Annotated in this window: 24 protein-coding genes and 1 riboswitch; of the genes, 14 read left to right on the top strand and 10 right to left on the bottom strand. The window is 63.4% G+C overall.

What is annotated here, in order from left to right; all coding sequences use genetic code 11:
• The first annotated feature begins 7 nt into the window (after positions 1-7).
• Positions 8-628, top strand: a complete 621-nt coding sequence (gene trhA, locus BLW71_RS19570) for a PAQR family membrane homeostasis protein TrhA (protein ID WP_091799296.1) — start codon at positions 8-10, stop codon at positions 626-628.
• Positions 629-843: 215 nt separating this feature from the next.
• Positions 844-2,406, top strand: a complete 1,563-nt coding sequence (locus BLW71_RS19565) for a DEAD/DEAH box helicase (protein WP_091799293.1) — start codon at positions 844-846, stop codon at positions 2,404-2,406.
• A gap of 99 nt (positions 2,407-2,505) precedes the next feature.
• Here the strand turns inward: BLW71_RS19565 and BLW71_RS19560 are convergent, their stop codons facing one another.
• The 4 genes from BLW71_RS19560 to ggt all read right to left on the bottom strand — a co-directional run bounded on the left by BLW71_RS19560 (position 2,506) and on the right by ggt (position 7,538).
• Positions 2,506-3,030, bottom strand: a complete 525-nt coding sequence (locus BLW71_RS19560; RefSeq protein ID WP_091801023.1) for a hypothetical protein — start codon at positions 3,028-3,030, stop codon at positions 2,506-2,508.
• A gap of 123 nt (positions 3,031-3,153) precedes the next feature.
• Positions 3,154-3,981 (bottom strand): ferritin-like domain-containing protein, encoded by an 828-nt coding sequence (locus BLW71_RS19555; protein WP_091801020.1) that lies wholly within the window; start codon positions 3,979-3,981, stop codon positions 3,154-3,156.
• Positions 3,982-4,328: 347 nt separating this feature from the next.
• The gene (locus BLW71_RS19550) at positions 4,329-5,693 is read right to left on the bottom strand and encodes an MFS transporter (RefSeq protein ID WP_091799290.1); all 1,365 of its coding nucleotides are present in this window, start codon (positions 5,691-5,693) and stop codon (positions 4,329-4,331) included.
• A gap of 207 nt (positions 5,694-5,900) precedes the next feature.
• The gene (ggt, locus tag BLW71_RS19545) at positions 5,901-7,538 is read right to left on the bottom strand and encodes a gamma-glutamyltransferase (protein ID WP_091801016.1); all 1,638 of its coding nucleotides are present in this window, start codon (positions 7,536-7,538) and stop codon (positions 5,901-5,903) included.
• Between the two features lie 353 nt (positions 7,539-7,891).
• On the opposite strand from ggt, the gene BLW71_RS19540 reads away from it, so the two are divergent.
• The 3 genes from BLW71_RS19540 to BLW71_RS19530 all read left to right on the top strand — a co-directional run bounded on the left by BLW71_RS19540 (position 7,892) and on the right by BLW71_RS19530 (position 10,025).
• Complete coding sequence (locus BLW71_RS19540; RefSeq protein WP_091799287.1) at positions 7,892-8,671, top strand: DeoR/GlpR family DNA-binding transcription regulator; 780 nt, start codon at positions 7,892-7,894, stop codon at positions 8,669-8,671.
• A gap of 306 nt (positions 8,672-8,977) precedes the next feature.
• Positions 8,978-9,175 (top strand): hypothetical protein, encoded by a 198-nt coding sequence (locus BLW71_RS19535; RefSeq protein ID WP_177205069.1) that lies wholly within the window; start codon positions 8,978-8,980, stop codon positions 9,173-9,175.
• Between the two features lie 223 nt (positions 9,176-9,398).
• Complete coding sequence (locus BLW71_RS19530) at positions 9,399-10,025, top strand: TetR/AcrR family transcriptional regulator (RefSeq protein WP_091799281.1); 627 nt, start codon at positions 9,399-9,401, stop codon at positions 10,023-10,025.
• 69 nt (positions 10,026-10,094) lie between these two features.
• Here BLW71_RS19530 and BLW71_RS19525 read toward each other — a convergent pair whose 3' ends face one another.
• The gene (locus tag BLW71_RS19525) at positions 10,095-10,469 is read right to left on the bottom strand and encodes a hypothetical protein (RefSeq protein ID WP_091799278.1); all 375 of its coding nucleotides are present in this window, start codon (positions 10,467-10,469) and stop codon (positions 10,095-10,097) included.
• 210 nt (positions 10,470-10,679) lie between these two features.
• Between BLW71_RS19525 and glpD the strand changes: the two genes are divergently transcribed.
• The 4 genes from glpD to BLW71_RS19505 all read left to right on the top strand — a co-directional run bounded on the left by glpD (position 10,680) and on the right by BLW71_RS19505 (position 15,543).
• Positions 10,680-12,209 carry a glycerol-3-phosphate dehydrogenase gene (gene glpD / locus BLW71_RS19520; RefSeq protein ID WP_091799275.1) on the top strand — a complete coding sequence of 510 codons (1,530 nt, stop codon included), beginning with the start codon at positions 10,680-10,682 and terminating at the stop codon, positions 12,207-12,209.
• Positions 12,210-12,383: 174 nt separating this feature from the next.
• Positions 12,384-13,883 (top strand): glycerol kinase GlpK, encoded by a 1,500-nt coding sequence (gene glpK, locus BLW71_RS19515; protein ID WP_091799272.1) that lies wholly within the window; start codon positions 12,384-12,386, stop codon positions 13,881-13,883.
• Positions 13,884-13,969: 86 nt separating this feature from the next.
• A complete protein-coding gene (locus tag BLW71_RS19510) occupies positions 13,970-14,683 on the top strand; it encodes an MIP/aquaporin family protein (protein ID WP_091799269.1) in 714 nt (237 codons plus the stop codon).
• A 173-nt stretch (positions 14,684-14,856) separates the two neighbouring features.
• A complete protein-coding gene (locus BLW71_RS19505) occupies positions 14,857-15,543 on the top strand; it encodes an HAD family hydrolase (protein ID WP_091799266.1) in 687 nt (228 codons plus the stop codon).
• Positions 15,544-15,708: 165 nt separating this feature from the next.
• Here the strand turns inward: BLW71_RS19505 and ribB are convergent, their stop codons facing one another.
• The 5 genes from ribB to BLW71_RS19485 all read right to left on the bottom strand — a co-directional run bounded on the left by ribB (position 15,709) and on the right by BLW71_RS19485 (position 19,385).
• Positions 15,709-16,428 carry a 3,4-dihydroxy-2-butanone-4-phosphate synthase gene (ribB, locus tag BLW71_RS19500; RefSeq protein ID WP_091799263.1) on the bottom strand — a complete coding sequence of 240 codons (720 nt, stop codon included), beginning with the start codon at positions 16,426-16,428 and terminating at the stop codon, positions 15,709-15,711.
• The gene (locus tag BLW71_RS41705) at positions 16,385-16,591 is read right to left on the bottom strand and encodes a hypothetical protein (protein ID WP_177205068.1); all 207 of its coding nucleotides are present in this window, start codon (positions 16,589-16,591) and stop codon (positions 16,385-16,387) included. Before BLW71_RS41705 ends, ribB begins: the two co-directional genes overlap by 44 nt.
• Positions 16,576-16,804, bottom strand: a riboswitch (FMN riboswitch). (Overlaps the previous gene by 16 nt.)
• Positions 16,805-16,920: 116 nt before the next feature.
• A complete protein-coding gene (locus tag BLW71_RS19495) occupies positions 16,921-17,610 on the bottom strand; it encodes a helix-turn-helix domain-containing protein (RefSeq protein ID WP_091799260.1) in 690 nt (229 codons plus the stop codon).
• Between the two features lie 195 nt (positions 17,611-17,805).
• A complete protein-coding gene (locus BLW71_RS19490) occupies positions 17,806-18,972 on the bottom strand; it encodes an MFS transporter (protein WP_091799257.1) in 1,167 nt (388 codons plus the stop codon).
• Between the two features lie 14 nt (positions 18,973-18,986).
• Positions 18,987-19,385, bottom strand: coding sequence for a VOC family protein (locus BLW71_RS19485; RefSeq protein ID WP_091799254.1), 399 nt, complete (start codon positions 19,383-19,385; stop codon positions 18,987-18,989).
• Between the two features lie 110 nt (positions 19,386-19,495).
• Between BLW71_RS19485 and BLW71_RS19480 the strand changes: the two genes are divergently transcribed.
• From BLW71_RS19480 to BLW71_RS19460, 5 genes are all read left to right on the top strand, one after another.
• Positions 19,496-20,479: a LysR family transcriptional regulator gene (locus tag BLW71_RS19480; RefSeq protein WP_091799252.1), complete on the top strand. Its 984-nt coding sequence runs from the start codon at positions 19,496-19,498 to the stop codon at positions 20,477-20,479.
• 141 nt (positions 20,480-20,620) lie between these two features.
• Positions 20,621-21,994, top strand: a complete 1,374-nt coding sequence (gene miaB / locus BLW71_RS19475; protein WP_091799250.1) for a tRNA (N6-isopentenyl adenosine(37)-C2)-methylthiotransferase MiaB — start codon at positions 20,621-20,623, stop codon at positions 21,992-21,994.
• Positions 21,995-22,065: 71 nt separating this feature from the next.
• Positions 22,066-23,139 (top strand): PhoH family protein, encoded by a 1,074-nt coding sequence (locus tag BLW71_RS19470; protein WP_091799247.1) that lies wholly within the window; start codon positions 22,066-22,068, stop codon positions 23,137-23,139.
• 48 nt (positions 23,140-23,187) lie between these two features.
• Positions 23,188-23,649 (top strand): rRNA maturation RNase YbeY, encoded by a 462-nt coding sequence (ybeY, locus tag BLW71_RS19465; RefSeq protein ID WP_091799244.1) that lies wholly within the window; start codon positions 23,188-23,190, stop codon positions 23,647-23,649.
• A 50-nt stretch (positions 23,650-23,699) separates the two neighbouring features.
• Positions 23,700-24,449, top strand: a complete 750-nt coding sequence (locus BLW71_RS19460) for a gamma-glutamylcyclotransferase (protein WP_091799241.1) — start codon at positions 23,700-23,702, stop codon at positions 24,447-24,449.
• Positions 24,450-24,604: the final 155 nt, after the last annotated feature.

Raw genomic sequence — 24,604 nt, 5'->3', positions numbered from 1 at the left:
AAGAGTCGTGCATGTCGGTGAGCGTTTCAACAGCATTACCCACCTCGTCGGCGCCGTGCTGTCGGTGGCGGGTCTTGCAACGCTCGTCACGATGGGCGCACTCGACGGCGACGCATACAAGGTGGTCAGCTTCAGCGTCTACGGCGCGATGCTGTTCGTGCTGTATGCTATCTCCACGCTTTATCACAGCGTGCGCAGTCCGCGCGTGAAAGCGGTTCTTCAGAAGTGCGACCATTCGGCGATCTACCTGCTGATCGCCGGCAGTTACACTCCGTTCACGCTAGTCACATTGCGCGGACCGTGGGGCTGGTCGCTATTCGGCGTAAGCTGGGGGCTTGCCGCCCTTGGCATCGTGCAGGAACTGACGCTCGGGCGACGCACCCGCAGCGTTTCGATGGTGCTGTATGTGTTGATGGGATGGCTCGCGCTCGTTGCCGTCCGCCCGCTGGTGCATGCCTTACCGGCAGCGGGTACCGCCTGGCTCGTGGCCGGCGGGATCATCTACAGCGCCGGCATCTACTTCTTCATCAACGACGAGCGCATCCGGCACGGACATGGTATCTGGCACCTGTTCGTACTGGCGGGCAGTCTGTGTCAATTCGTCAGTGTTGCGCGCTACGTCGCGTGACATCCCACGGCGGCGAAATGCAACTTAAGGCCAGTCAACGTGTCTGCATAGCGCGTTGAAGCATTCGGCACGCGCTTCCCGCGTGCCGCCGATTTCTCTGCGACCGGGAACTGGGCTTCGGGCCTCGAACATGCCATGTGGGTGTGTTCATGCCGCGTTGATGCCTGCCTGGGCCCATGTGTGCCGTTCGCGAAACTGCATTGCAAAGAGCTTTTATGTCTTTTGATTCTCTCGGCTTGTCCGAACCGTTGGTCCGCGCTGTCCACGAACTTGGCTACACCACGCCGACTCCGATCCAGACGCAAGCGATTCCCGCCGTGCTCAATGGCGGCGACCTGCTGGCCGGTGCGCAAACCGGCACCGGCAAGACCGCCGGCTTCACGTTGCCTATCTTGCAACGTCTGAACTCCATGCCCGCCGTTGCGACCGGCTCGGGCAAGCGCGCGGTGCGCGCGCTAATACTCACGCCCACGCGTGAGCTGGCCGCACAGGTCGAAGAAAGCGTGCGCGCCTACGGCAAGTATCTGAAGCTGAAGTCGACCGTGATGTTCGGCGGTGTCGGCATCAATCCGCAGATCGGCGCGTTGAGGAGCGGCGTGGACATCGTCGTCGCGACGCCGGGCCGTTTGCTCGACCACATGCAGCAGAAGACCATCGACCTGTCGCATCTCGAGATTCTCGTGCTCGACGAAGCCGACCGCATGCTCGATATGGGCTTCATCCATGACATCAAGCGCGTGCTCGCCAAGCTGCCGCCGAAGCGTCAGAACCTGCTGTTCTCGGCCACCTTCTCCGACGAGATCAAGACGCTCGCCGACAATCTGCTCGACTCGCCGGCGTTGATCGAAGTCGCGCGCCGCAATACGACGGCGGAAACGGTCGCGCAGAAGATTCACCCGGTGGATCGCGACAAGAAGCGCGAACTGCTCACGCATCTGATCAAACAGCACAACTGGTTCCAGGTGCTGGTGTTCACGCGCACCAAGCACGGCGCCAACCGCCTTGCTGAACAGTTGACGAAGGACGGCATCAACTCGCTGGCGATTCACGGCAACAAGAGCCAGTCGGCCCGTACCCGCGCGCTCGCCGAGTTCAAGGACGGTACGCTGCAGGTGCTGGTGGCGACCGACATCGCCGCGCGCGGCATCGATATCGATCAATTGCCGCACGTGGTCAACTACGATCTGCCGAATGTGCCGGAAGACTACGTGCACCGCATCGGCCGTACGGGCCGCGCAGGCGCGACGGGCGAAGCGGTTTCGCTGGTGTGCGTCGACGAACTGCAATTGCTGAAGGACATCGAGAAGCTGATCAAGCGTCCGGTGCCGCAGGAAGTGATCGCCGGCTTCGAGCCGGACCCGACCGCGAAGCCGGAGCCGATCCTGCGCCGCGGCCAGGGTGGTGGCGGCGGTGGTGGTCGCTCGCCGCGTCAGGGTCAAGGCGCACCGAAGCGCGACGACGCACGGCGCGATGGCGGCGGTTCTGCGAAACCGGCACAACGCTCGGGTCAACGCCCGGCGAACGGTCAGCAGCAACCGAAGCCTCAGGGTGCGAAGCCGACCGGCAACGGCGGCCAGGCGCGTCGTGACGGTCAGCGCCACGACGATCGGCCCCGTGCCGTCGCGCATGAAGGCAGTGCCGCTCAGCATGCGCCGCGTAAGCCGCAGGGTGCGAAGCCGCAAGGCGGCAATCCGGGCGCGTTGCTGGGTGGCGCGAAGCCGCGCAACGACGCGCCGCGCGGTGGCCAGCCCACGCGCAGCGGCCAGCGCGGGCGTTGAGGTTTTGCGTTGAGGTTTGCGCTAAGCCCCTGCGCCAAGCCCCTGCGCCAAGCCTCCAAGCGGCGGCCACATCGGCCGCCGCTTTCTCGCAAACAACGACTAGCGGCCAGCAGCAGCCGCTGCTTGCTTCAGGTGTTCGATCTGCCACTCCCATCGGTCGAGCACCGCCTTTCCCTCCCCTTCCAGGGCGAACGTAATGCCGCTAGTCAGGCGCGCATAACGAACGCTTTGCGCCTCAGCCGTGTCAATCGAACCGTGCAGATAGACGAGCCCGCTGGCATCGCCGGCAACACTCGCTAGCGGCGTCATCAGCAGCTGCACCTGATAAAACGCTTCGTCGCAAACAAAGGTCAGTGCCGCCCGGCCGCTTTGCGTAATGGCGCGCGTCGCCCTCGCTTGCGGCCACAACGCGATGCATAGCGTGCGCGAATCAGGCGCATACAACTCGCCGACGCCAAGCAGCGACGTGCGCACATGGCCATTCGTATCGACGCTCAGCAGCGACGCGGTAAAACCCGTCTTACTCGCAAGCGACGAACCGTCGAACAACGCGCGCACGGCGTCGGGCCATTCATCGAACACGTTGTGTTCAAGCGGGCGTTCGGAGGCGGGGGAATCGCTCATCATGTCGATCCGGTTGGAAGTGGCCAATCACGCATCATGCCTTGAAAAACAAATGGCCCGCACGAGCGGGCCATTTTCAAAGCGAGCCGTCGACGCAGGCCGACGGCAGGCCGATCCGCGCGGTCAGCGGAAAAAAACGTGCTGCGTGATCTTGGCGAGTGGGTAATGCACGCCCGGCTGAATCCTCGCCGGCAGATCGAGCGGCTTGAGCAGCATCTTCACGCACATATCCGCCGACAGGTTACGCCGCACCAGCGCATTGATACGCGCCGCGCGTTCGCGGTTATAGGCCGAGTCATGCACGCGTTCCGGATAACGAACCGCGAAGACATGCCGCAAAGCGATCTCCGAGTCTTCGTTCTTGATCTCCATTACGCGGCGCATCAGCGCGCCCAGCACTGCGAGACGGCCGTTGCCTTCGATCCTGTTGTACTTCTTGAAGTACTTGAAAAAGTGCTTGTAGTGACGGACTTCGTCGGTGCGGATGTTGTCGGTGATCTGCTTGAGCACCGGCTCGTCCGAGCACTCGCCGATCGCGCGATACAGCGTAGCCGTGCCGGTCTCCACCACGCAGCGCGCGACCATTTCGAGCGCGCGGGTCTTCTCGAAGTCCTCCACCGAACAGGTCAGCGAGTACTCTTCCATGAAATTGCGAAATGCCGTGTCCCAGTCGAACTCCGGCCACACGTAAGCGATATACGTCTTGAGCGCGCGGCCATGCTGCAACTCTTCCGGCTCCCACTCCTGGTTGAGCCAGGCCGAGACTTCAGGATCGCCGTTAAAGAACGTACTCAGATTGCTGGTGTAAAGATCGGAGCCGCTTTCAATAAACGAAGACGCGCACAGCAGCAGCAGCAAATCTTCGTTAGCGACGGCCTTTTGCCGATCAATGCGGGTGAGGTCGATATCCTCGATCCGCCAAGGCATGACATGGTTCAGCTCTGTGTGCATCGTGTCTTGCTCCGAAAACTGTATCGACTCGTGGAGCATGCTCGAAACAGCCCGCTCTCGCCCGAGCGGTCCGCCGTGTCAGATACAGCGCCTTGATTAGAGTTAACCCCTTGTATCTTGCATCTTAGCCGGTGTTTCGCAACTCTGCAGATAACCCAGCACAGACCATGCCGAGACGCGGCAGTTCCAATTTCGGGTAGTCAAAACATTCGGTCGGATAAAAGCGCGGCGCGCGAGGCAGAAAAAAAGCCAGCTCGAAGAGCTGGCTTAAGTCTGCGACGATCATCGTCGATGAGGACTGGCAGGACCGGGCGATGTGCCGATTCGAAGCAACCGGCCCTGGCCGCTCAGGCAGGCTGTACACCTTGAGGCACACGGACGCGGCGCACGCGCCAGGCCACGACGATGAGCGAGAGGCCAGACAGCACCGCGGCAATCAGCACGTAGTAGCTGGGCGCAAGTTTGTCGCCGGTCAGGTGAATGAACGTTTCGACGATCGTCGGTGCGAAGCCGCCGAAGATCGTCACGCCGATGCTGTAAGCGATTGAAAGACCGGTCGAGCGCACCTGCGTTGGAAAGATCTCGGACATCAAGGCGGGCATCGGCCCGGAATAGGCGGCCTTGAAAATGCCCGCCGTGCCCTGCAACAGCAGCAGCCAGCCGATGGTCGGATGAGTCTGCAACAGCGCGAACATCGGATAGATCAGCGCCCCCATCAGGATCGACGTGGTTAGCATGATGCGAATCCGGCCAATGCGATCGGACAACGCACCCATCACCGGCGAAAGCAGAAACTGCAGGCCGCCATTGAGCACCACCACGCCGAACGATGCCGCCGCCGGCATATGCAATTGCTTGACGGCGTACATCGGCATGTAGAGTTGCAGCACGTACACGCCCACCGTGGATTGCGCGACGATGCCAACGGCAAGCAGCAGGTTGACCCACTGGCTGGCGAACGACGCGTCCTTCTCTTCGCTCGCCGCCGCGCGAGTGCCGCTCGCCTCACGCGCGGCGCGCAGCGCCAGGAACTCGGGCGTCTCGTCGAGGTGCGAACGGATGTAATAGCCCACCGGGCCGACCAGCAAACCGAACACGAACGGAATGCGCCAGCCCCAGTTATTCAGTTGCTCGGACGGCAGCCACGCGGTCAGCAGCGAGCCGAACGCGGCCGCGGTGATCGCGGCGAGCCCCTGGCTCGCGAACTGCCAGCTCGCGTAATAGCCGCGGCGCGACGCGCTATGTTCGACCATGAAGGCCGTCGCACTGCCGAACTCGCCGCCCACCGCGAAGCCTTGCACGAGCCGCGCGAGCAGAATCAGGATCGGCGCTGCAATGCCGATCGACGCGTACGGCGGCATCACGGCCATCGTGAAGGTGCCGACCATCATCAGCGCGATGGCGAGCGTCAGCGCGGCCTTGCGTCCCTTGCGGTCGCCGTAGATGCCCAGCACCACCGCGCCCAGTGGCCGCATGAGGAACGAGATGCCGAAGGTGGCGATGGCGAGCAGCGTGGAGAGCCACTCGTCCTGCATCGGGAAAAACTGTTTGGCGATGATGGTCGCGAAGTAACCGTAGACCAGAAAGTCGAACCACTCGAGTGCATTGCCGACCGACGACGAAAACACGATCCGCCGCACCATCGCTTTGGAAAGCGGTGCCGATCGAGAATGAGCGGAAGTTGTCGCCGTGGGCGACGCGGGGGTCTGCATGAAGTCTCCTGCCTGTCTGAGGTCTGATGCCCGATGCCGGGTGTACCGGAAGCGCCGTTGGCGTCCGGCAATTCTGATTGTTGCGATGCCGTGAAATGGCAGTCGGTCACGCGCGCCGCCGACTCCGTGCACGATGCCGCGCGTGCGTGGCTGCGCGCGTAGCGAAGCGGCCGACTCGATGGGCGGCCGCCGCGCGCGTGGATGCTTTCAGAACCCGGCGGCCAGCCCGTCACGGCGGCTGTCGCTCGCCGCCACATAGCCGTGCTCCGGATCGTTGCGATCGAGCTTCCAGATGTACTGGCCGGAGCCGAAGTCCATGTACGGATCGTCCACCGATTTGATGACGTGGCCGCGCTTCTGCAAGGCCTCGGCGGTCTTCGGATCGAGCGTCGACTCGATGTCGATCGTGAAGTCGCGATTGACCTTCCAGCGCGGCGCGTCGCACGCGGCCTGCGGCTGCTGACCGTAGTCGAGCATCCGCACGATGGATTGCAGATGACCTTGCGGCTGCATGTCGCCGCCCATCACGCCGAAGCTCATCACCGCTTCCTGCTGGCCGTTCACCTGCTGCGTGAGGAACGACGGAATGATCGTGTGGAACGGACGCTTGCCGCCTTCCACCACGTTCGGCGACTTTGGGTCCATCGAAAAACCGCAACCGCGGTTCTGCATGGCGATGCCGCTGTCCGGCACCACGATGCCCGAGCCGAAGCCCATGTAATTCGACTGGATGAAGCTGACCATCATGCCGCGCTCGTCCGCCACCGACATGTAGATCGTGCCGCCGGCCTTCGGCATGCCAAAGTCGAACTGCGTGGCGCGCTTGTGATCGATCAGCTTGGCGCGCGAGGTCAGGTACGCGTCATCAAGCATCTGCTCGGGCGTGACTTCCATCGAACGCGGATCGGCCACGTAGCGATAGACATCGGCGAACGCGAGCTTCATGGCTTCGATCTGCAAGTGCTGCGACTCGACGTTGTCGACCGCCAGTTCCTTCACATCGAATTTTTCGAGGATGCCCAGCGCGATCAGCGCCGCAATGCCCTGCCCGTTCGGCGGAATCTCGTGCACCGTGTAACCGCGATAGTCCTTGCCGATCGGCTCGACCCAATCCGCTTTGTAGTTGCGCAGATCGTCGGTGGTCAGCGCGCCGCCGCCTTCGCGCGCAAACGCGGCGATCTGCTCGGCGATCTCGCCCTCGTAGTACGCGCGCGGGCCTTGCTCGGCAAGCTTGCGCAGTGTCTTTGCGTGGCCGGGAAAGCGTACCAGCTCACTCACTTCAGGCGCGCGGCCGCGCGGCATGAAGGTTTGCGCGAAGCCCGGCAGGTCCTTCAGTTCCGGCACGGCCGCGGCCCATTTATAGGCGACGATGCTTGCCACCGCATGACCGCGCTCGGCGATCTCGATGGCCGGCTCCATCAGGTCGGCGAACGGCAGCGTGCCGAATTTCTGATGCAGTGCTTCCCAGCCGGCGATCACGCCAGGCACCGTCACCGCGTCCCAGCCACGCGTGGGCTGCTTCGCGAGACCGTTTTCTTCGCCGTACTTGCGCTTGAAGTAGTCGACGTTCCATGCCGCCGGCGACACGCCCGACGCGTTCAGGCCATGCAGCTTCTTGCCGTCCCACACCAGCGCGAAGGCGTCGCCGCCCAAACCGCACGATACCGGTTCGACCACCGTGATAGCGGCCGCTGCCGCAATGGCCGCATCGACGGCATTGCCGCCCTTCCAGAGCATGCGCAGCCCGGCTTGCGCCGCGAGCGGATGCGAAGTCGAAACGATGTTGCGCGCGAATACAGGAAGACGCGGCGTCGGATAAGGGTTTTGCCAGTTGAAGCCAGTCATGTCGAACACTCTTGAAAGCGCGGCCCGGCTTGCGGAACGCGGAACCATCGGAAACGGGCGAATCAGGAAAACGCCGGCGAAGCACGAATCAAACGAAGAACCCGGGATTGCATCGTGATCCGACCCAAAAAACAAATTCATTTATGAACTGAATAAATGCGTAAACAACCTGAATGCGTCTCGCCGGCCGCCGCACCGTCGTCTCACGTCTTATGCATGTCGCACGAGTTGGCAGACAAGGCGCGCGATGGTCTTACAATACGCTCACCCCGTTCACGCATTACCCGCTTACTGGCCAAGCCTGACGCGCCGGCAGCGGGTCACGCAGACAAAAATCCCACGAACCGAGACACATGACCCGAGACCCCCGCCTGACTCTCAACGCCCGGCAACAGGAACTGCTGGAGTGGGTGCAACGCGACGGCTTCGTGACCGTGGACGACCTCGCAGCCCACTTCGACGTGACGCCGCAGACGATCCGCCGCGACGTCAACTGGCTCGCCGACATGAATCTGCTGCGCCGCTATCACGGCGGCGCCAGCCTGCCGACCAGTTCCGAGAACGTCTCCTACACCGCGCGTCAGCGCATGTTCCATGAAGAGAAGCGGCGCATCGCAGCGCTAGTGGCCACTCACATTCCCGACCAGGCCTCGCTCTTCATCAACCTCGGCACCACCACCGAAGAAGTAGCGCGCGCGCTCAACCGCCACCGCGGCCTGCGCGTGATCACCAACAACCTGAACGTCGCCAGCATGATGAGCGGCTATCCGGATTGCGAGGTGCTGGTGACGGGCGGCATCGTGCGGCCGTGGGACAAAGGGATCGTCGGCGAACTGGCGATCGATTTCATCCGGCAGTTCAAGGTGGACTTCGCGATCATCGGCACGTCGAGCATCGAACCCGACGGCACGCTGCGCGATTTCGATACGCGCGAAGTGCGCGTGGCCGAGGCGATCATCCAGCATGCGCGCACCGTTTTCCTCGCCGCCGACAACTCGAAATTCGGCCGGCCCGCGCTGGTCCGTCAAGGCCATCTCGATCAGATCGACGCGTTGTTCACAGACATGGCGCCGCCTGCCGAGATGACCGAGACGCTCACCGCCGCCAACTGCCAGGTGTATGTCGCCGAATAATTCCAGGCGTTCTCCGCCATGTTGCAGCGCACGGGAAACTTCGAGTGAAATCAAGAGTCTGGCTGCGACCCCCAACCGCCGCTGACACGCCCAATTGTCAAAGGGAAAATTTACTGGGGCCGATTTGGTGTTTAACGTGCGGTTGACTACACTCCAGTTCCCCGGCGTGCATTGCGCGTTCCGCGTAGCGCCGGTTGCGTGAAACTGTCGTGTTAGCCGTACCTCCCGCCTGATTCTTTGCGGACTTCACTGGTTTGAGCCAGTTGCCGGCAAGGCCGTCCGCGTTTGCTTGACATGGAGAGAACGATGCTGAGTCCGCATGAATTCGCCACGTTGTTGCTCGTCAAGGACGCTCCCAATCAAGTCGACATGGAGCGAGAAGAACTCGACGCACTGCTGGAACGCCAGCTCGTGCAACTCGAACGGCTCGCGTCGGGCAACGAACAATGGCGCGTGACTGAAACGGGCGATAGCGCATTGCGGGCCATCAAGCGACTTTCCTAGTTTTCCGGGTCTTACCGCGATTTAACGGGTTTTACCGCGTCTCACCGCCGGACTGTCAGTCGATGTCCGGCGCGGTGACGCGGGCAAGCAGCGCGTGCATGCGGTGCGATGAGATGGCCCGGACACCATTCGTGCGAAAAGCAGGACGCCGTCCCGTGTCCGCTTTATTGTGCCCAAGTCATTTACGCAGTAAATTGACGCGACGGACCTTCTGCCTTCGCGCATGCCCAAAACGCTTTCCCCCGACGACATCCAGCAATTTCGCGAGGCCATGCGGCGCGTGGCCGAGGACGCGTTCGCCACGCGCGGCGCGGAGGGCGTGACGATGCGCGAACTGGCCAAGGAGTTGGGGTGCAGCGCCATGACGCCCTATCGCTACTTCCGCGACAAGGACGAGATTCTCGCGATGGTCCGCGCGGCCGCCTTCAATCGCTTCGCAACGCGCCTCGAAGCGGCAGCAAAAGCCGCCCCGGAAACGGATCATTCTTTGGTGAGCGAAGCCTACGTCGCTTTCGCACTCGACGAACCGCATGCCTACCGTTTGATGTTTGATTTGACTCAACGGGACAGCGTCTATCCGGAACTCGCCGCCGCTTCGCAGCGCGCGTGGCGCATGCTCGGCGCGCACTTCGAGCGGCTCGTGGCCGCGGGCATTCTGGAAGGCGATCCCCAGTTGATCGGCTACGCATACTGGGCGAGTCTGCATGGCTTCACCATGCTGGCGCTAGCCAATCAGTTGCCGCTGCCTCAGGCGCAGCAACCGGCCGTCCACGATACGCCGACGCGCGAAGCCGTATTCGCCCAGATTCGCCGCATGTTATGGCGCGGCGCGCAGCCGCAGCGCGGCTAGCGCAAACCACACTTGCATCCGTTCAGCCACCTGCAGCAAACGTTGTGGAACACAGCCCCCGCTTGAATCTCAGCCGTTGCGCAAGGTCGGATCGACAGCCGCGCGCCAGCTCAACGCGCGGGCCCGCTGGTCGATGAAGAACGTCACCCACTGATTGCGTACTTGCGGATCAGCGCTCGTGCCCTGGCTCGTGTAACGCTGCGCAATCGACGTCTGGAACGCGCAGAAATCGTCCTTCGACAACTTGCCATGCCGGTTCGCCACATAGGCATCGAACATGGCCGCGTAGACGCCTTGCGCGTCGTTGCCGTAGTCGACCGTCTGGGCACTGCACATCTGTTGCAACGACACGAATGACGGTGCGCCCATCGTTCCCGTCAGGCTCGGCGAGCTGATGCATCCCGCGAGAAGCGCTGCGGCGCCGATCATCAAAAGTCCACGCATGAATTCACCTCGAAATGGCTGCTGCCGAGAGTATCGTCCGTGGCCGCGCGTTGCGCCACTACCCGCACACCGGTTAGAGGGTCAGCCAAACGATCCGAACTTTACTTTTTCGAATATGTTCATTAAAGTTCGAAAACGAACACTATCGATTCGATAGATTTTCTAAACGGCTTTTCATATCTCAGATACACAGCGCAGGGGACACAGCAGGTGACGCAAGGCTCAAGATACGATTTGCTCGTCGTGGGCGGTGGGATCAACGGCGCCGGCATCGCTCGCGATGCGGCGGGCCGCGGCCTGTCGGTGCTGCTGTGCGAACAGGACGACCTGGCGGCGCACACGTCGTCGGCCAGTACCAAGCTGATTCACGGCGGCCTGCGCTATCTGGAATACCGCGAGTTCGGGCTGGTGCGCAAAGCCCTGCAGGAGCGTGAAACGCTGCTGCGCGCCGCGCCGCACATCATGTGGCCGCTGCGCTTCGTGATGCCGCACATGCCCGATCTGCGCCCGGCCTGGCTGATCCGCGCCGGTCTTTTCCTGTACGACCATCTCGCCAAACGCGAACTGCTGCCGGGTTCGCGCGGCATTGTGATGCGCAACCATCCGGCGGGCGTGCCGCTGGTCGATTCGATCAAGCGCGGTTTTGTGTACTCGGACGGCTGGGTCAACGACGCGCGTCTGGTCGTATTGAACGCACTGGACGCCAAAGAGCGCGGCGCGAAAATCCTCACGCGCACGAAACTGCTGAGCGCCGTGCGCGCCGGCGGCGAATGGCGCGCCCAGCTCAAGCGCGACGACGGCACGATTCTGGACGTGCGCGCCGCATCCATTGCGAACGCCGCGGGCCCGTGGGTCGGCGAACTGCTGCAAGGTGCGCTCGGCCGCGCGGCGTCGCACAGCGTGCGGCTCGTGAAAGGCAGTCACATCGTCACGCGGCGGCTGTTCGAGCACGATCACGCGTATATCTTCCAGAATCCGGACAAGCGCATCATCTTCGCGATTCCCTACGAACACGATTACACGCTGATCGGCACGACGGATCTCGAGTATCGCGACGACCCGTCGAAAGTGGCGATCAACGCGGAAGAAACGCAGTACCTGTGCGACTCGATCAACCGCTATTTCAAGCAGAAGATCTCGCCCGCCGACGTGCGCTGGACCTATTCAGGCGTGCGTCCGCTGCTCGAGGAGGAAGGCGCGGACAACCCGTCGGCGGTCACGCGCGACTACTCGCTCGAACTCGACGCGCCTGCCGGTGAAGCGCCGTTGCTCTCGGTGTTCGGCGGCAAGATCACGACCTTCCGCAAACTGGCGGAAGAAGCCGTCGACAAACTCGCGCAAGCGCTGCAAAACGGCGCGTCGTCATGGACGGCCGGTGCGCCGTTGCCCGGCGGCGATATGCCGAACGCCAACTTCGAGCGCTTTCTCAGCGAATTCAAGCAGCAGCATGCGTGGCTGCCGGCCGATCTGGCGCACCGCCTTGCCCGCGCCTACGGCACACGTGCCAAGCATGTCATCGGCAACGCGCGCTCCGTGGCCGATCTCGGCCGCGCTTTCGCGCCCGGCCTGTACGAAGCGGAACTGACTTATCTGCGCGACACCGAATGGGCGCGCAGCGCGCAGGACGTGCTCTGGCGCCGTTCGAAACTCGGCTTGCATGTCGAACCGGGCACGCTCGATTCGATCACACGCGATATCGATACGTGGTTCGCCCGCGAATCCGCGCGACAGAGCGCATAGTCAGATATCGCTACGCAGCGCACCGCTGCATCCGAAGGAACCGGATCGCTTCACCTCTCGGCTGGACCAGGCTGGGCCGCATCGTCACACGTGTTGCAGCCCGCTTAAAACAACAAGCCGTTCCCGTCGCCGGCTACCCGTCCGGCGATTCATAAAACGCATGGAGAAGAGACAATGCAGGATCAGTACATCCTCGCGCTTGACCAAGGCACCACTAGCTCGCGCGCGATGCTGTTCGACCGGCTCGGCAATATCGTGTCGACCGCTCAAAAGGAATTCCAGCAAATCTACCCGCGTCCGGGCTGGGTCGAGCACGATCCGCAGGAAATCTGGTCGACTCAGGCGGGCGTCGCCGCTGAAGCCGTGACGCGCGCCGGCATGAACGGCACCTCGATCGCAGCGATCGGCATCACCAATCAGCGCGAGACCACCATCGTGTGGGATCGCGAAACCGGCCATCCGATCTATAACGCGATCGTTTGGCAGGACCGCCGCACTGCCGACTTCTGCGACCAGTTGAAGGAGCAGGGTCTCGAAGAAAAAGTCCGCGCGAAAACCGGCTTGCCGATCGACTCGTATTTCTCGGCGACCAAGATCCGCTGGATTCTCGACAACGTAGAAGGCGCGCGCGAAAAGGCCAAACAGGGGCGCCTTGCATTCGGCACCGTCGATAGCTGGCTCGTGTGGAATTTCACCAAGGGCGGCCTGCACGTCACCGACGTCACCAACGCGTCGCGCACCATGCTGTTCAACATCCACTCGCTGAAATGGGACGACGAGCTGCTCGAAGCGCTCGACATTCCGCGCAGCATGCTGCCGGAAGTGCGGGCTTCGTCGGAAGTGTATGGGCCGACCAAGACCACCGTGTTCGCTTCCAAGATTCCGCTCGCGGGCATCGCCGGCGACCAGCACGCTGCCCTCTTCGGCCAGATGTGCACCGAGTCGGGCATGGTGAAGAACACCTACGGCACCGGCTGCTTCCTCGTGATGAATACCGGCGACAAGCCGATCGAATCGAAGAACAATCTCGTCACCACGATCGCCTGGCAGATCGGCGATCAGATCAATTACGCGCTGGAAGGCAGCATTTTCATTGGCGGCGCCGTGGTGCAATGGCTGCGCGATGGCCTTGGCATCATCAAGAACGCCGCTGAAATCGAAACGCTGGCGCGCAGCGTGCCGCATTGCGACGGTGTGTATCTGGTGCCCGCCTTCGCCGGTCTCGGCGCGCCGCACTGGAACGCACGCGCTCGCGGCACGCTGTTCGGCGTGACGCGCGGCACGTCGTCGGCGCATATCGCACGCGCCGCGCTCGACTCGATCGCCTATCAATCGCTCGACGTGTTGAAGGCGATGGAAGCCGACTCCGGCATTCGCATCGGCGAATTGCGAGTGGACGGCGGCGCCTGCGCGAACAATCTGCTGATGCAATTCCAGGCGGACATTCTCGGCGTCGACGCCGTGCGCCCCAAGGTGTCGGAAACGACCGCGTTGGGCGCGGCTTATCTGGCCGGTCTCGCGGTCGGCTACTGGAAGGATGTCGACGAACTGCAAAGCCAATGGAAGCTCGACCGCCGCTTCACCCCCGCGCTGCCGCATGCCGACGTGAAGGAATGCCTCGACGGCTGGAAGCGCGCGATCCGCGCCGCAAAGGCTTGGGCCGACACGCCTTGAGCGTGGTTTTCTAACACTCGCCTCTCGACATAAAGAAGCTGCTTATCCAGCGGCTTCCCTGACAACTATATTTCGGATACCCAACGATGCATCCTTACATTGCAGAATTCATCGGCACGGCGCTCGTGGTGCTGCTCGGCGACGGCGCCGTCGCCAACGTGCTGCTCGCGCGGACCAAAGGCAAAGGCGCGGACCTGATCGTGATCGTGATGGGCTGGGCGATGGCCGTGTTCATCGCCGTCTATGTCACCGCTTCGTTCAGCGGCGCGCACCTGAATCCTGTCGTGACCGTCAGCCTCGCGCTGGCCGGCAAGTTCGCGTGGGCCAAAGTGCCGGGCTATGTGGCCGCGCAGATGCTCGGCGGCATGGCCGGCGCGCTGCTCGTGTGGGTCGCCTATCGCCAGCACTTCGTGAAAGAAGGCGATGCCGACGTGAAGCTCGGCGTGTTCTGCACCGCGCCGGCGATTCGCAGCGTGCCGCATAACCTGCTCACCGAAATGATCGCCACGTTCGTGCTGATTCTCGGCGTGCTGTATCTGGCTTCGCCGCAAGTCGGCCTCGGCGCGCTCGATGCGCTGCCGGTCGGCCTGCTGGTCCTCGGCATCGGCATCTCGCTCGGCGGCCCGACCGGCTACGCAATGAGCCCCGCGCGCGACCTGTCGCCGCGTCTGATGCATGCGCTGCTGCCGATTCCGGGCAAGCGCGACAGCGATTGGCACTATGCGTGGATTCCGGTGTGCGGTCCGTTGCTGGGCGGCGCGGCGGCTGCGTGCCTGTATCTGTATCTGCACGCGCATTGATCTGACGGCGTAGTCAAGAGCCGCCTCGAACGCCCACCCAGGACGTTCCGAAGCCGTGACGGAGAACGGCGGCGCCGCGCAGGCGGCGCCAAAGCACGTATCATGACGCTTTCACTCTCCGCGCATAAGCTTGCAATTGCCTTGCCCATGCGCTTCGCTTTCCGTTTTCAGCCATGATCGACCACCTCATTTGCGACTGCGACGGCGTGCTCGTCGACAGCGAAATCATCGCTGACCGCGTCATGTTCGAAACGCTGACCGCCACGTTTCCCGGCCTCGATTTCGAACCCATCGTCAAAACGGCTTTTGGCCAACAAACGTCGCGTTTTCTCGAAGGCATCGAGAAGTCGTTCGACATCACGCTCCCCGCGAATTTTTTCGACACCATCGAACACAACGTCGAGATTGCGCTTGCAGCCTCGCTCAGCCCGATCAACGGCGTGCGCGATGCCTTGCAACGTGTCACGTTGCCGGCCGCCGTCGTCTCGAACAGCCGCATGGCGCGCGTGAACGCGTCGGTACGGCGCGCGGGTTTGCAGCAGATTTTCGGCGAGCGTATTTTCAGCGCGGAACAGGTGGCCCGGCCGAAGCCTTATCCCGATGTCTATCTGTTCGCCGCTCAGACGCTGGGTGTGGAGCCGTCACGCTGTGTGGTGGTGGAGGACAGCGTGGCGGGTTTGAATGCCGCGCGCGCGGCGGGTATGAAAACGATCGCCTTCGTCGGCGCGAGCCATATTCCCGATGGCTACGCGGACGCGCTTCGCAAGATGGGTATGACTCGCATCATGCAGCATATGGACGAATTGCCCGCGCTGGTCGAAGCCGGCGTACGCGGCGAGTTCGGCGACGTGCAGTCGTAGTTTGTTCGCGTCAATCGGATAAGCCGGCTGTCGAGCCGGCGTACGCGGCGACGTACGAACGTAGGCGTTTGCGGCAACTGGAAAGCCGGCTGGAAGAGCCGGCTTTTTTGCGTCCGAACTGGAGCGAGTGCGCGCCTCACCTCACGCGCGCGCACCCTTCCCGCACTAAGCCTCGTCAGCCACGCATTCGCGCGCTTGCGCCAACGCCTGACGAAACTCCACCAGTTCGGCAATGGTCAGCATCGGCAGATTGTGTTGCGCGGCGAAGCGCTCCACGTCTGCGCCGCGCGTCATCGTGCCGTCCGGGTTCATCAGTTCGCACAGCACACCGGCCGGCTTCAGACCCGCGAGAATCGCCAGGTCCACCGTGCCTTCGGTATGGCCGCGACGGGCGAGCACGCCGCCGGGTTGCGCACGCAACGGGAACACATGGCCCGGGCGCACGATATCGGCGGGCTTGGCCGTATCGGCGATCGCGGCGCGAATCGTCGTCACGCGATCGAGTGCGGATACGCCGGTGGTCACGCCGTCGCGCGCTTCGATCGAGACGGTGAACGCGGTGCCGTGACGGCTTTCGTTGTTGACAGCCATCGGCGGCAATTCGAGCGCGCGGATCTTCTCGTCCGGCAGGCACAGGCACACAATGCCGCTGCACTCGCGAATCAACAACGCCATGGTTTCGACGGACAGACGCTCGGCGGAGACGATCAGATCGGCTTCGTTCTCGCGGTCGTGGTCGTCTTGCAGCACGACGGCGCGGCCATCGCGCATGGCTTGCAAGGCGGCGGCGATACGTGGCGGAACGGGCTCGGTGTCGAGCAAGGGGAGATCGAGGAATGCGCTATCCGCAATCGTCGACGGAGCAGGAAAAGTAGCAAAAGACATAGTTGAAACGCTCATCGCAAAAGTTGGGCGAAAAACGTTTCAGGGCATTGCAAACAGACAAAGACGCGCCGCTGAACGCCGCTTCAGGCGGCGTTCGCGCACCGCCCGGACCTGCAAGCGGCGCCACGGAAACGAACATGACTATCTGCACATCTTCTTCCATCCGGACTCTAACCGTCGGCTCTGGCTTCTCACCAGATCTGCTGACCCCGTGTCGACCAGCGTGATCGCTTTGGCGATTACGCTGGTCCCATGCAACGCAGCTGCACAGGTCCAAACACACTGACGACGCGGGCGCTCGCGGGCTCACCGGCTCACGCTTTCGCGCTGCCGGCATACCGCCGGTGGGGAATTTCACCCCGCCCTGAAGACGCACTGATTGCCGGATCGACCGGCTGGCAAAGCATACAGCAGCCGCGCCGCCCATGCAGCGCAACCCTACTGATCAGACGGAAATCCCCAATTTCTGGCTCACCCGTCTGCGAAACGTGATCAAACCGGCGCGGCCTCGCGCGCGGTCTCGCCGTGCGCGGGCACGTCCCAGCGCGGCGGCGTCTCCGCCTTCAGCGTCACGCGAAACGCGCGCGCTTCCGTGTCGCCGGGATTGCGCAGGCTGTGCGGCTGGTCGGCGTCGAACACGATCGCGTCGCCGGTGGCCAGCAACTGGCGCTGATCGTGCACGCTGACTTCCAGCGTGCCTTCGCTCACCACCAGATTCACCGTCGTGCCTGGCGCGCGGCGCGTGCCGGCCTCGGTGTGCAACGGCGCGATACGCAGTTCGTGAAATTCGGCGGCGGTCGGCTCGGCGTCGGGATAAAGCGGCCGGGCCGAATAGCGCCCATTCGAACTGACGACGCGCGACGAGCGCTCCGCCGGTAAATGCTCGAAGCCGTTAGTCGCATGACGGCGCAAGAAAGCCGCCACCGACACCTTCAACGCAGCCGCCACCTTGCACAGCACCTTGATGGACGGCACGCTGCGCGCCGACTCGATTTGCGCGAGCATCGCACGCGACACGCCGGACGCGCGGGCCAAAGCGTCGAGCGACAGTTGCCGTTCGGCGCGCAAGCGGGCGAGATTCACGCCGACCAGATGTTCCAGTGCATCGAAGGGTTCTGCGGCACGCGGCGACGCATCGGTGTCAGCCGTGGGATCGCGAACCAGCGCAAGCGGGGAATGCATGATTGCCTCCAGAAGCGCCGCCGGACGGCGGGCAAGCGGTTAGTGCAAGCACGATAGCATCGCGTCCCGCCGCGCCCAACGAAGTTATCTTCACACTGTTATCAGCATTGCGGAGGACGTTTTCCGCAATGCTTGTGCGAATTTTTCATAAGGGCGCGCACACGCGCCGACTCGCCAGCTGACACACCCACACCTTCACGCGCGCTGTACCGCGCTCGAGGCCGGCGCGTCCATGCGCGCCGCGAACCACGTGAGCAGCAGCGCCGCCACGCTGACCGCCGCCGCGACCCACGGCAGGGTATCGAGCGAATGGCCGTGGTTGATCACGAGCCCGCCGAGCCACGCGCCGCCCGCATTGCCGACGTTGAACGCGCCGATGTTCAGCGTCGAAGCCAGATTCGGCGCCGCAGCGGCCTTCTCGACCACGCGCATCTGCAAAGGCGGCACCGTCGCGAAGGCGGCGATGCCCCACACGAAAATTGTGATCGCCGCGGCCACTTGCGAATGACTGGTGCGCGCGAAAATCGCCATGACCACCGCCAGCGCGACCAGAATGCCCATCAGTGAGGGCATCAGCGCGCGATCCGCCAGCTTGCCGCCCACCGTGTTGCCGATTGTCAGGCCCACGCCGAACAGCACCAGGATGAGCGTGACGCCGCGTGGCGAGAAACCGCTCACCTGTTCGAGAATCGGCGCGATATAGGTGAACACGACAAATACACCGCCGAAGCCGAGCACTGTCATCGCGAGCGCGGTCCAGACTTGCGGGTCCTTCAGTACGCGCACTTCATGACCGAGACCGACCGGGCCGGCGTCGTGACGATTCGGCAGCAGCGCCGTGATGCCCGCGAGCGACAGCACGCCGAATGCGCTGACGATCCAGAACGCCGCGCGCCAGCCGAACTCCTGCCCGATGAACGTGCCGAACGGCACGCCGAGCACGTTCGCGAGCGTCAGGCCGGTGAACATCAGTGCGATCGCGCTCGCACGCTTTTCCGCCGGCACGAGCGACGCCGCCACCACGGCGCCGATGCCGAAGAACGAACCGTGCGCGAACGAGGTGACCACGCGCGCGACCATCAGCACGGAATAGCTCGACGCGATCGCGCACAGCGTATTGCCGACGATGAACACGCCCATGAGCAACTGCAACGCCAGCTTGCGCGGCATCTTGCTGGTCACCACCGCGAGCAGCGGCGCGCCGACGGCGACGCCGAGCGCGTAGCCGCTCACCAGCAAGCCCGCCGATGGAATCGACACGGCCAGATCGTGCGCGACCTCGGGCAGCAAGCCCATGATGACGAATTCGGTCGTGCCGATCGCGAATGCGCTGATCGCCAGCGCCAGTAATGGAATGGGCATTTCTACTCCAGCATTCAAGGTTGAGCGTGATGCAGCGCCGTCACGAATTCGACGACGACGCCCGGCGCAAGCGCCACGAAGAGTTGCGCCTGAGCTTCCTGCGGGCCCATCTGCGGCACATGCGCCGTTTGATAGTCCACGCCGTGCGCACGCAGGCGGCCGAGCAGCGCCTGCCATTCGGCGGCGCTCTCCATGCGGAACGCGATGTGATCGATACGCGGCGCCATCCTGCCGGCCGAGGCAGGCACCGTCGCGTCGATCAGATGAATCAGCGGGCTGCCGTTTGCATAGAGCCAGTAGCCGTCGACCGAAAACGGCGGACGCGCGCCCTCGGTCAACCCGGCGACATCGACGAAGAGATGTCGGGCGGAATCGAGGTCGGCGGTGACGATCGTCGCGTGATCGAGGTGCATGGTTCGGGCGGCATCAGGGATTTCGATGCTGGGATTGTCGAGGACACGCGTCGATTTGATAATTGGCGTAGCATTTGAAGCATTTTCAAATCTGATTTGAAAGAACTGCCATGGACAACCTCGGTGACATTCGCCTGTTCGTTGAAGCGGCGCAGCAAGGCAGCCTGTCGGCGGCGGGCCGCAAGATGGGCCTGACGCCGGCCGCCGCTAGCGCGCGCCTCGCCAAGCTCGAAGCCGGCCTCAAAGCGCGCCTGTTCGAACGCACCACCCGTCAACTCCGACTCACCGACGAAGGCCGCCTGTACCTGAATTGCTGCCGTCAGGCGCTGCAATCGCTCGACGACGCCGAAGCCGCGCTGCAAGCCGGCCAGGGCGTCGTGCGCGGCAAGGTACGGGTGTCGGCCACCTCGGACTTCGGCCGCAATCTGCTGATGCACTGGCTCGACGAGTTCAACGCGCTCTATCCGGAAGTGACCTTCGCGCTGACGCTCTCGGACTCGCTGTCGAACCTGGTGCAGGAGGATATCGATCTGGCGATCCGCTTCGGCGTGCCGCAGGACAGCTCGCTGGTCGCCCGCAAGCTGGCGCCGAACCGCCGCGTGCTGTGCGCGTCGCCGGACTACATCGCGCGCAAGGGCGAACCGAAGGATCCGCACGATCTGGCGAATTTCGACTGCATCGTGCTCGGTACCGCATCCGGGCCGGTGAACGAATGGCGGTTCACGCGCGGCGACGAGGTGCAGCACTACACCGTGCCGTTCGAAACCGCCCGCGAGACCAACGACGGCGCGGTGGCCCGCGAATGGGCGCTGCGCGGTTATGGCATCGTGATCAAGTCGATGTGGGACGTGGAAGCCGACCTGCGCGCCGACGGCCTGAAAATCCTGCTGCCGGAATGGCGTTATCCGGATGCGCCACTGCACGCGCTCTACCATCGCAACCGCTTCATGGCGCCGCGTGTGCGCGTGCTGCTCGATTTCCTGAGTGAACGCTTCGCGCGGGTGTCGGATGAACTGGAAGGGTTGCTGGGCTTGCCGCCTGAGCCGGCGGGCCGCAAGGCGGCCGCGGAAACCGCATCGCGCGAAGGGCTATAATATTGACCTACGCTGCAAACGTGCCCCGAAACCCGCCCGCCAGTGGCCGAAAGCGCCGCCACACGGCCCGCGCGCACGTTTCGCCCCTCTTCACCTTTTAAACGACGCCCCCAGGTTAACCACTGCGACCGGCGAAATTCGATGACCAAGAAAGTTTATGTAAAGACCTTTGGCTGCCAGATGAACGAGTACGACTCCGACAAAATGGTCGACGTACTCGGCGCGGCTGAAGGACTCGTCAAGACCGATACGCCGGAAGACGCGGACGTCATTCTGTTCAACACGTGCTCGGTGCGCGAAAAGGCCCAGGAAAAAGTTTTCTCCGACCTCGGCCGCGTGCGCGAGCTGAAAGAAGCGAATCCGAATCTGATTATCGGCGTGGGCGGCTGCGTGGCGAGCCAGGAAGGCGCGTCGATCGTTGCGCGCGCACCGTATGTCGATCTGGTGTTCGGCCCGCAAACGCTGCACCGTCTGCCGCAAATGATCGACAAGCGCCGCGAAAGCGGCCGCGCGCAAGTGGACATCACGTTCCCGGAAATCGAAAAGTTCGATCACCTGCCGCCAGCTCGTGTGGACGGCCCGAGCGCATTCGTGTCGATCATGGAAGGCTGCAGCAAGTACTGCAGCTATTGCGTCGTGCCGTACACGCGCGGCGAAGAAGTGTCCCGTCCGCTGGACGACGTGCTGACCGAAATCGCCGGCCTTGCCGATCAGGGCGTGCGCGAAGTCACGCTGCTCGGCCAGAACGTGAACGCCTACCGCGCCGGTCTCACGCTCGGTTCGTCGGAAATCGCCGACTTCGCCACGCTGATCGAATACGTCGCGGATATTCCGGGCATCGAACGGATTCGCTACACCACGTCGCATCCGAAAGAATTCACGCAGCGCCTGATCGACACCTACGCGAAGGTGCCGAAGCTCGTCAGCCACCTGCATCTGCCCGTGCAGCACGGCTCGGACCGCATCCTGATGGCCATGAAGCGCGGCTACACGGTACTCGAATATAAATCGGTGATCCGCAAGCTGCGCGCGATCCGCCCCGACCTGTCGCTCTCCACGGACATGATCGTCGGCTTCCCCGGTGAGACGGAAGAAGACTTCGACAAGATGATGGCGCTCGTGCACGAGATGAAGTACGACACCAGCTTCTCGTTCATCTACAGCCCGCGCCCCGGCACGCCGGCCGCGAATCTGCACGACGACACGCCGCGTGAGGTGAAGCTCAAGCGTCTGCAGCATTTGCAGGCCACCATCGAGGAAAACGTGCAGCGCATTAGCGATTCGATGGTCGGCAAGATCGAGCGCATTCTGGTCGAGCGCCCGGCGCGCAAGGACCCGAACGAACTCGCGGGCCGCACCGAAAACAACCGGGTGGTGAATTTCCCGGCGCCGGTCGCGTCGCACGCACGGCTGATCGGCCAGATGGTGGACGTGAAAATCGTCAAAGCGTACCCACATTCGCTCCGTGGCGAGCTCGTGCTGGTGCATGACGACGCACCGGCCACGACCCACTGAGCGACGCCAACCCGCGACGCAAATCCGCGAAGCAACCCGCGTATCGAAACCGACAGGATCGAACCACCGCCTTGAAGACCACTCAGCAGCATCTGGAATTCACCGCACCGCGTGAAGACAACGCGCGGCTCGCCAACCTCTGCGGCCCGCTCGACGAAAATCTGCGCCAGATCGAGCAGGCGCTCGACGTGACGCTGCAACGCCGTGGCCACCGCATTACGATTCGTGGACGCGGCGCGAAATTCGCGCTCACCGCGCTCGAAAAGTTCTACGACAACTCACAGAAGCCGCTGTCGGTCGACGACATCCAGCTCGCGCTCGTTGAAGTGCGTCAACCGGCACGGCATCGCGCGAACGGCAACGGACACGGCACGGAAGCGATCGACCCGCGTTTCCCGGGCAATCCGGATCATCCGTTCGACCAGCCCGCCGACGCCGTGGACGACGACGTCGAAGAACTCGGCCCGAAGCTGTACACGCGGCGCGCGGATCTGCGCGGCCGCACGCCGGCGCAGCGCGAGTATCTGAAGCAGATCATCTCGCACGACGTGACCTTCGGCATCGGCCCGGCCGGCACCGGCAAGACCTATCTGGCGGTGGCCTGCGCGGTGGACGCGCTGGAGCGCGATCAGGTCAAACGCATCGTGCTGACGCGTCCGGCTGTGGAAGCGGGCGAGCGTCTCGGCTTCCTGCCGGGCGATCTGGCGCAAAAGGTCGATCCGTATCTGCGTCCTTTGTACGACGCGCTGTACGACCTGCTCGGCTTCGACAAAACCGCCAAGATGTTCGAGCGGCAGATGATCGAAATCGCGCCGCTCGCGTACATGCGCGGCCGCACGCTGAACCACGCGTTCATCATTCTCGACGAGGCGCAGAACACCACGCCCGAACAGATGAAAATGTTCCTCACGCGGATCGGCTTCGGTTCGAAAGCGGTCGTAACCGGCGACACGACCCAGGTCGACTTGCCGCGCGGCCACAAGAGCGGTCTGATCGAAGCACAGCAGGTGCTCGCCGACGTACGCGGCATCGCGCTCACACGCTTTACGAGTGCGGACGTGGTGCGGCATCCGCTGGTCGCGCGAATTGTGGAGGCGTACGATGCGCATTCGCAGAAAACCGCCAGTCCGGCGGATTCGCGCTAATCGCCCGCAACCGCAACGAACGCAAAAAACGCAACACGACGAAACCGCATGAGCCGCGCCCCGAAACTGACGTTGAACCTGCAATTCCCCGCTGCCAAGGCCTGGCCGGAACACAAGGCGCTGCTGCCGCGCGCCACCGTGGCCGGCTGGATCAAGGCGGCGCTCTTTGCGGACGGTGAACTGACCGTGCGTTTCGTCGACGCCGAAGAAGGCCGCACGCTGAACCGCACCTATCGCGGCAAGGATTATTCGACCAACGTGCTGACCTTCGCCTACGCCGAGTCGGAAGACGATCCGGTGACGGGCGACCTGATCCTGTGCTGCCCGGTGGTCGAGAAGGAAGCCGCCGAGCAGGGCAAGCCGCTCGTCGCGCACTACGCGCATCTGCTCGTGCACGGCACGCTTCACGCCCAGGGCTACGACCACGAAGTCGAGGAAGAAGCCGAGGAAATGGAAGCGATCGAAACGGAAATCCTCGGCAAGCTCGGGTTTCCCGATCCGTACCAGTAGGCGCAGCTCAACAACGCGCCGCCAACGCCCAACCCGCACAAAAGCCCATCGTGAGCACCTCGTCCCCTGAAGCCGACACCCGAACGCCCTGCCCGGACTATCCACCGGTGCTCGGCGAATCGCGGCTGCTGACAGACGAGGAACTGCGCGCATCGCTCGATTGCACGCTGCGCGACTGGGACCGCAAGAGCGATCTATGGCTGTTCGGCTATGGGTCGCTGATCTGGAATCCCGGCCTGCCCACCGTCGAAGCAACCCGATCGCGAGTTCACGGCTACCATCGCGGACTCTATCTCTGGTCGCGCGTGAATCGCGGCACGCCCGAACAGCCCGGCCTCGTGCTCGCGCTCGATCGCGGCGGCTCGTGCACCGGCATCGCGTTCCGGCTCGCGGCCGAAGGCTCGGCGCCGCATCTCGAGGCGCTCTGGCGCCGCGAAATGGCAATGGGCTCGTATCGGCCGGCGTGGCTGCCATGCGTGCTCGCCGACGGCCGGCGCGTCGACGCGCTGGCGTTCGTGATGCGCCGTGACGTGCCGAGCTACACGGGCAAGCTGCACGACGACATCGTCAAAACCGTGTTCGGTTGCGCCAGCGGTCGCTACGGTACTACGCTCGATTACGTCAGCCGCACCGTGCATGCGCTGCGCGAAAGCGGCATGCCGGACCGCGCGCTCGAAGCGCTGCTCGAACGGTGCCGCGAGGAAAGCCGCGAGGCGGACCTGAAGGCGGGCCAAAAAGTGGGCGCGAAGGCGGACGTCAAAGCTAACGTCAAAGCGGACCTCAAGACCGACCAGGAATAATCGTCACGAACGGCGCTTTTTTTCCTGGAAACGCTTTTCCGCGCGTAATCAGTTAGGATTGACCCACGCCCGCCCTTCACGGCGAAGCCGCTTCACCCCAGCTTCACTCATCGCCCAGCCCGGCGGGACACGGTCCTGCCATGTGCCTGGTGTAT

The sequence above is a fragment of the Burkholderia sp. WP9 genome, from assembly GCF_900104795.1.
Classification (GTDB): domain Bacteria; phylum Pseudomonadota; class Gammaproteobacteria; order Burkholderiales; family Burkholderiaceae; genus Paraburkholderia.
This window is presented reverse-complemented; position numbering and strand designations above follow the sequence as displayed.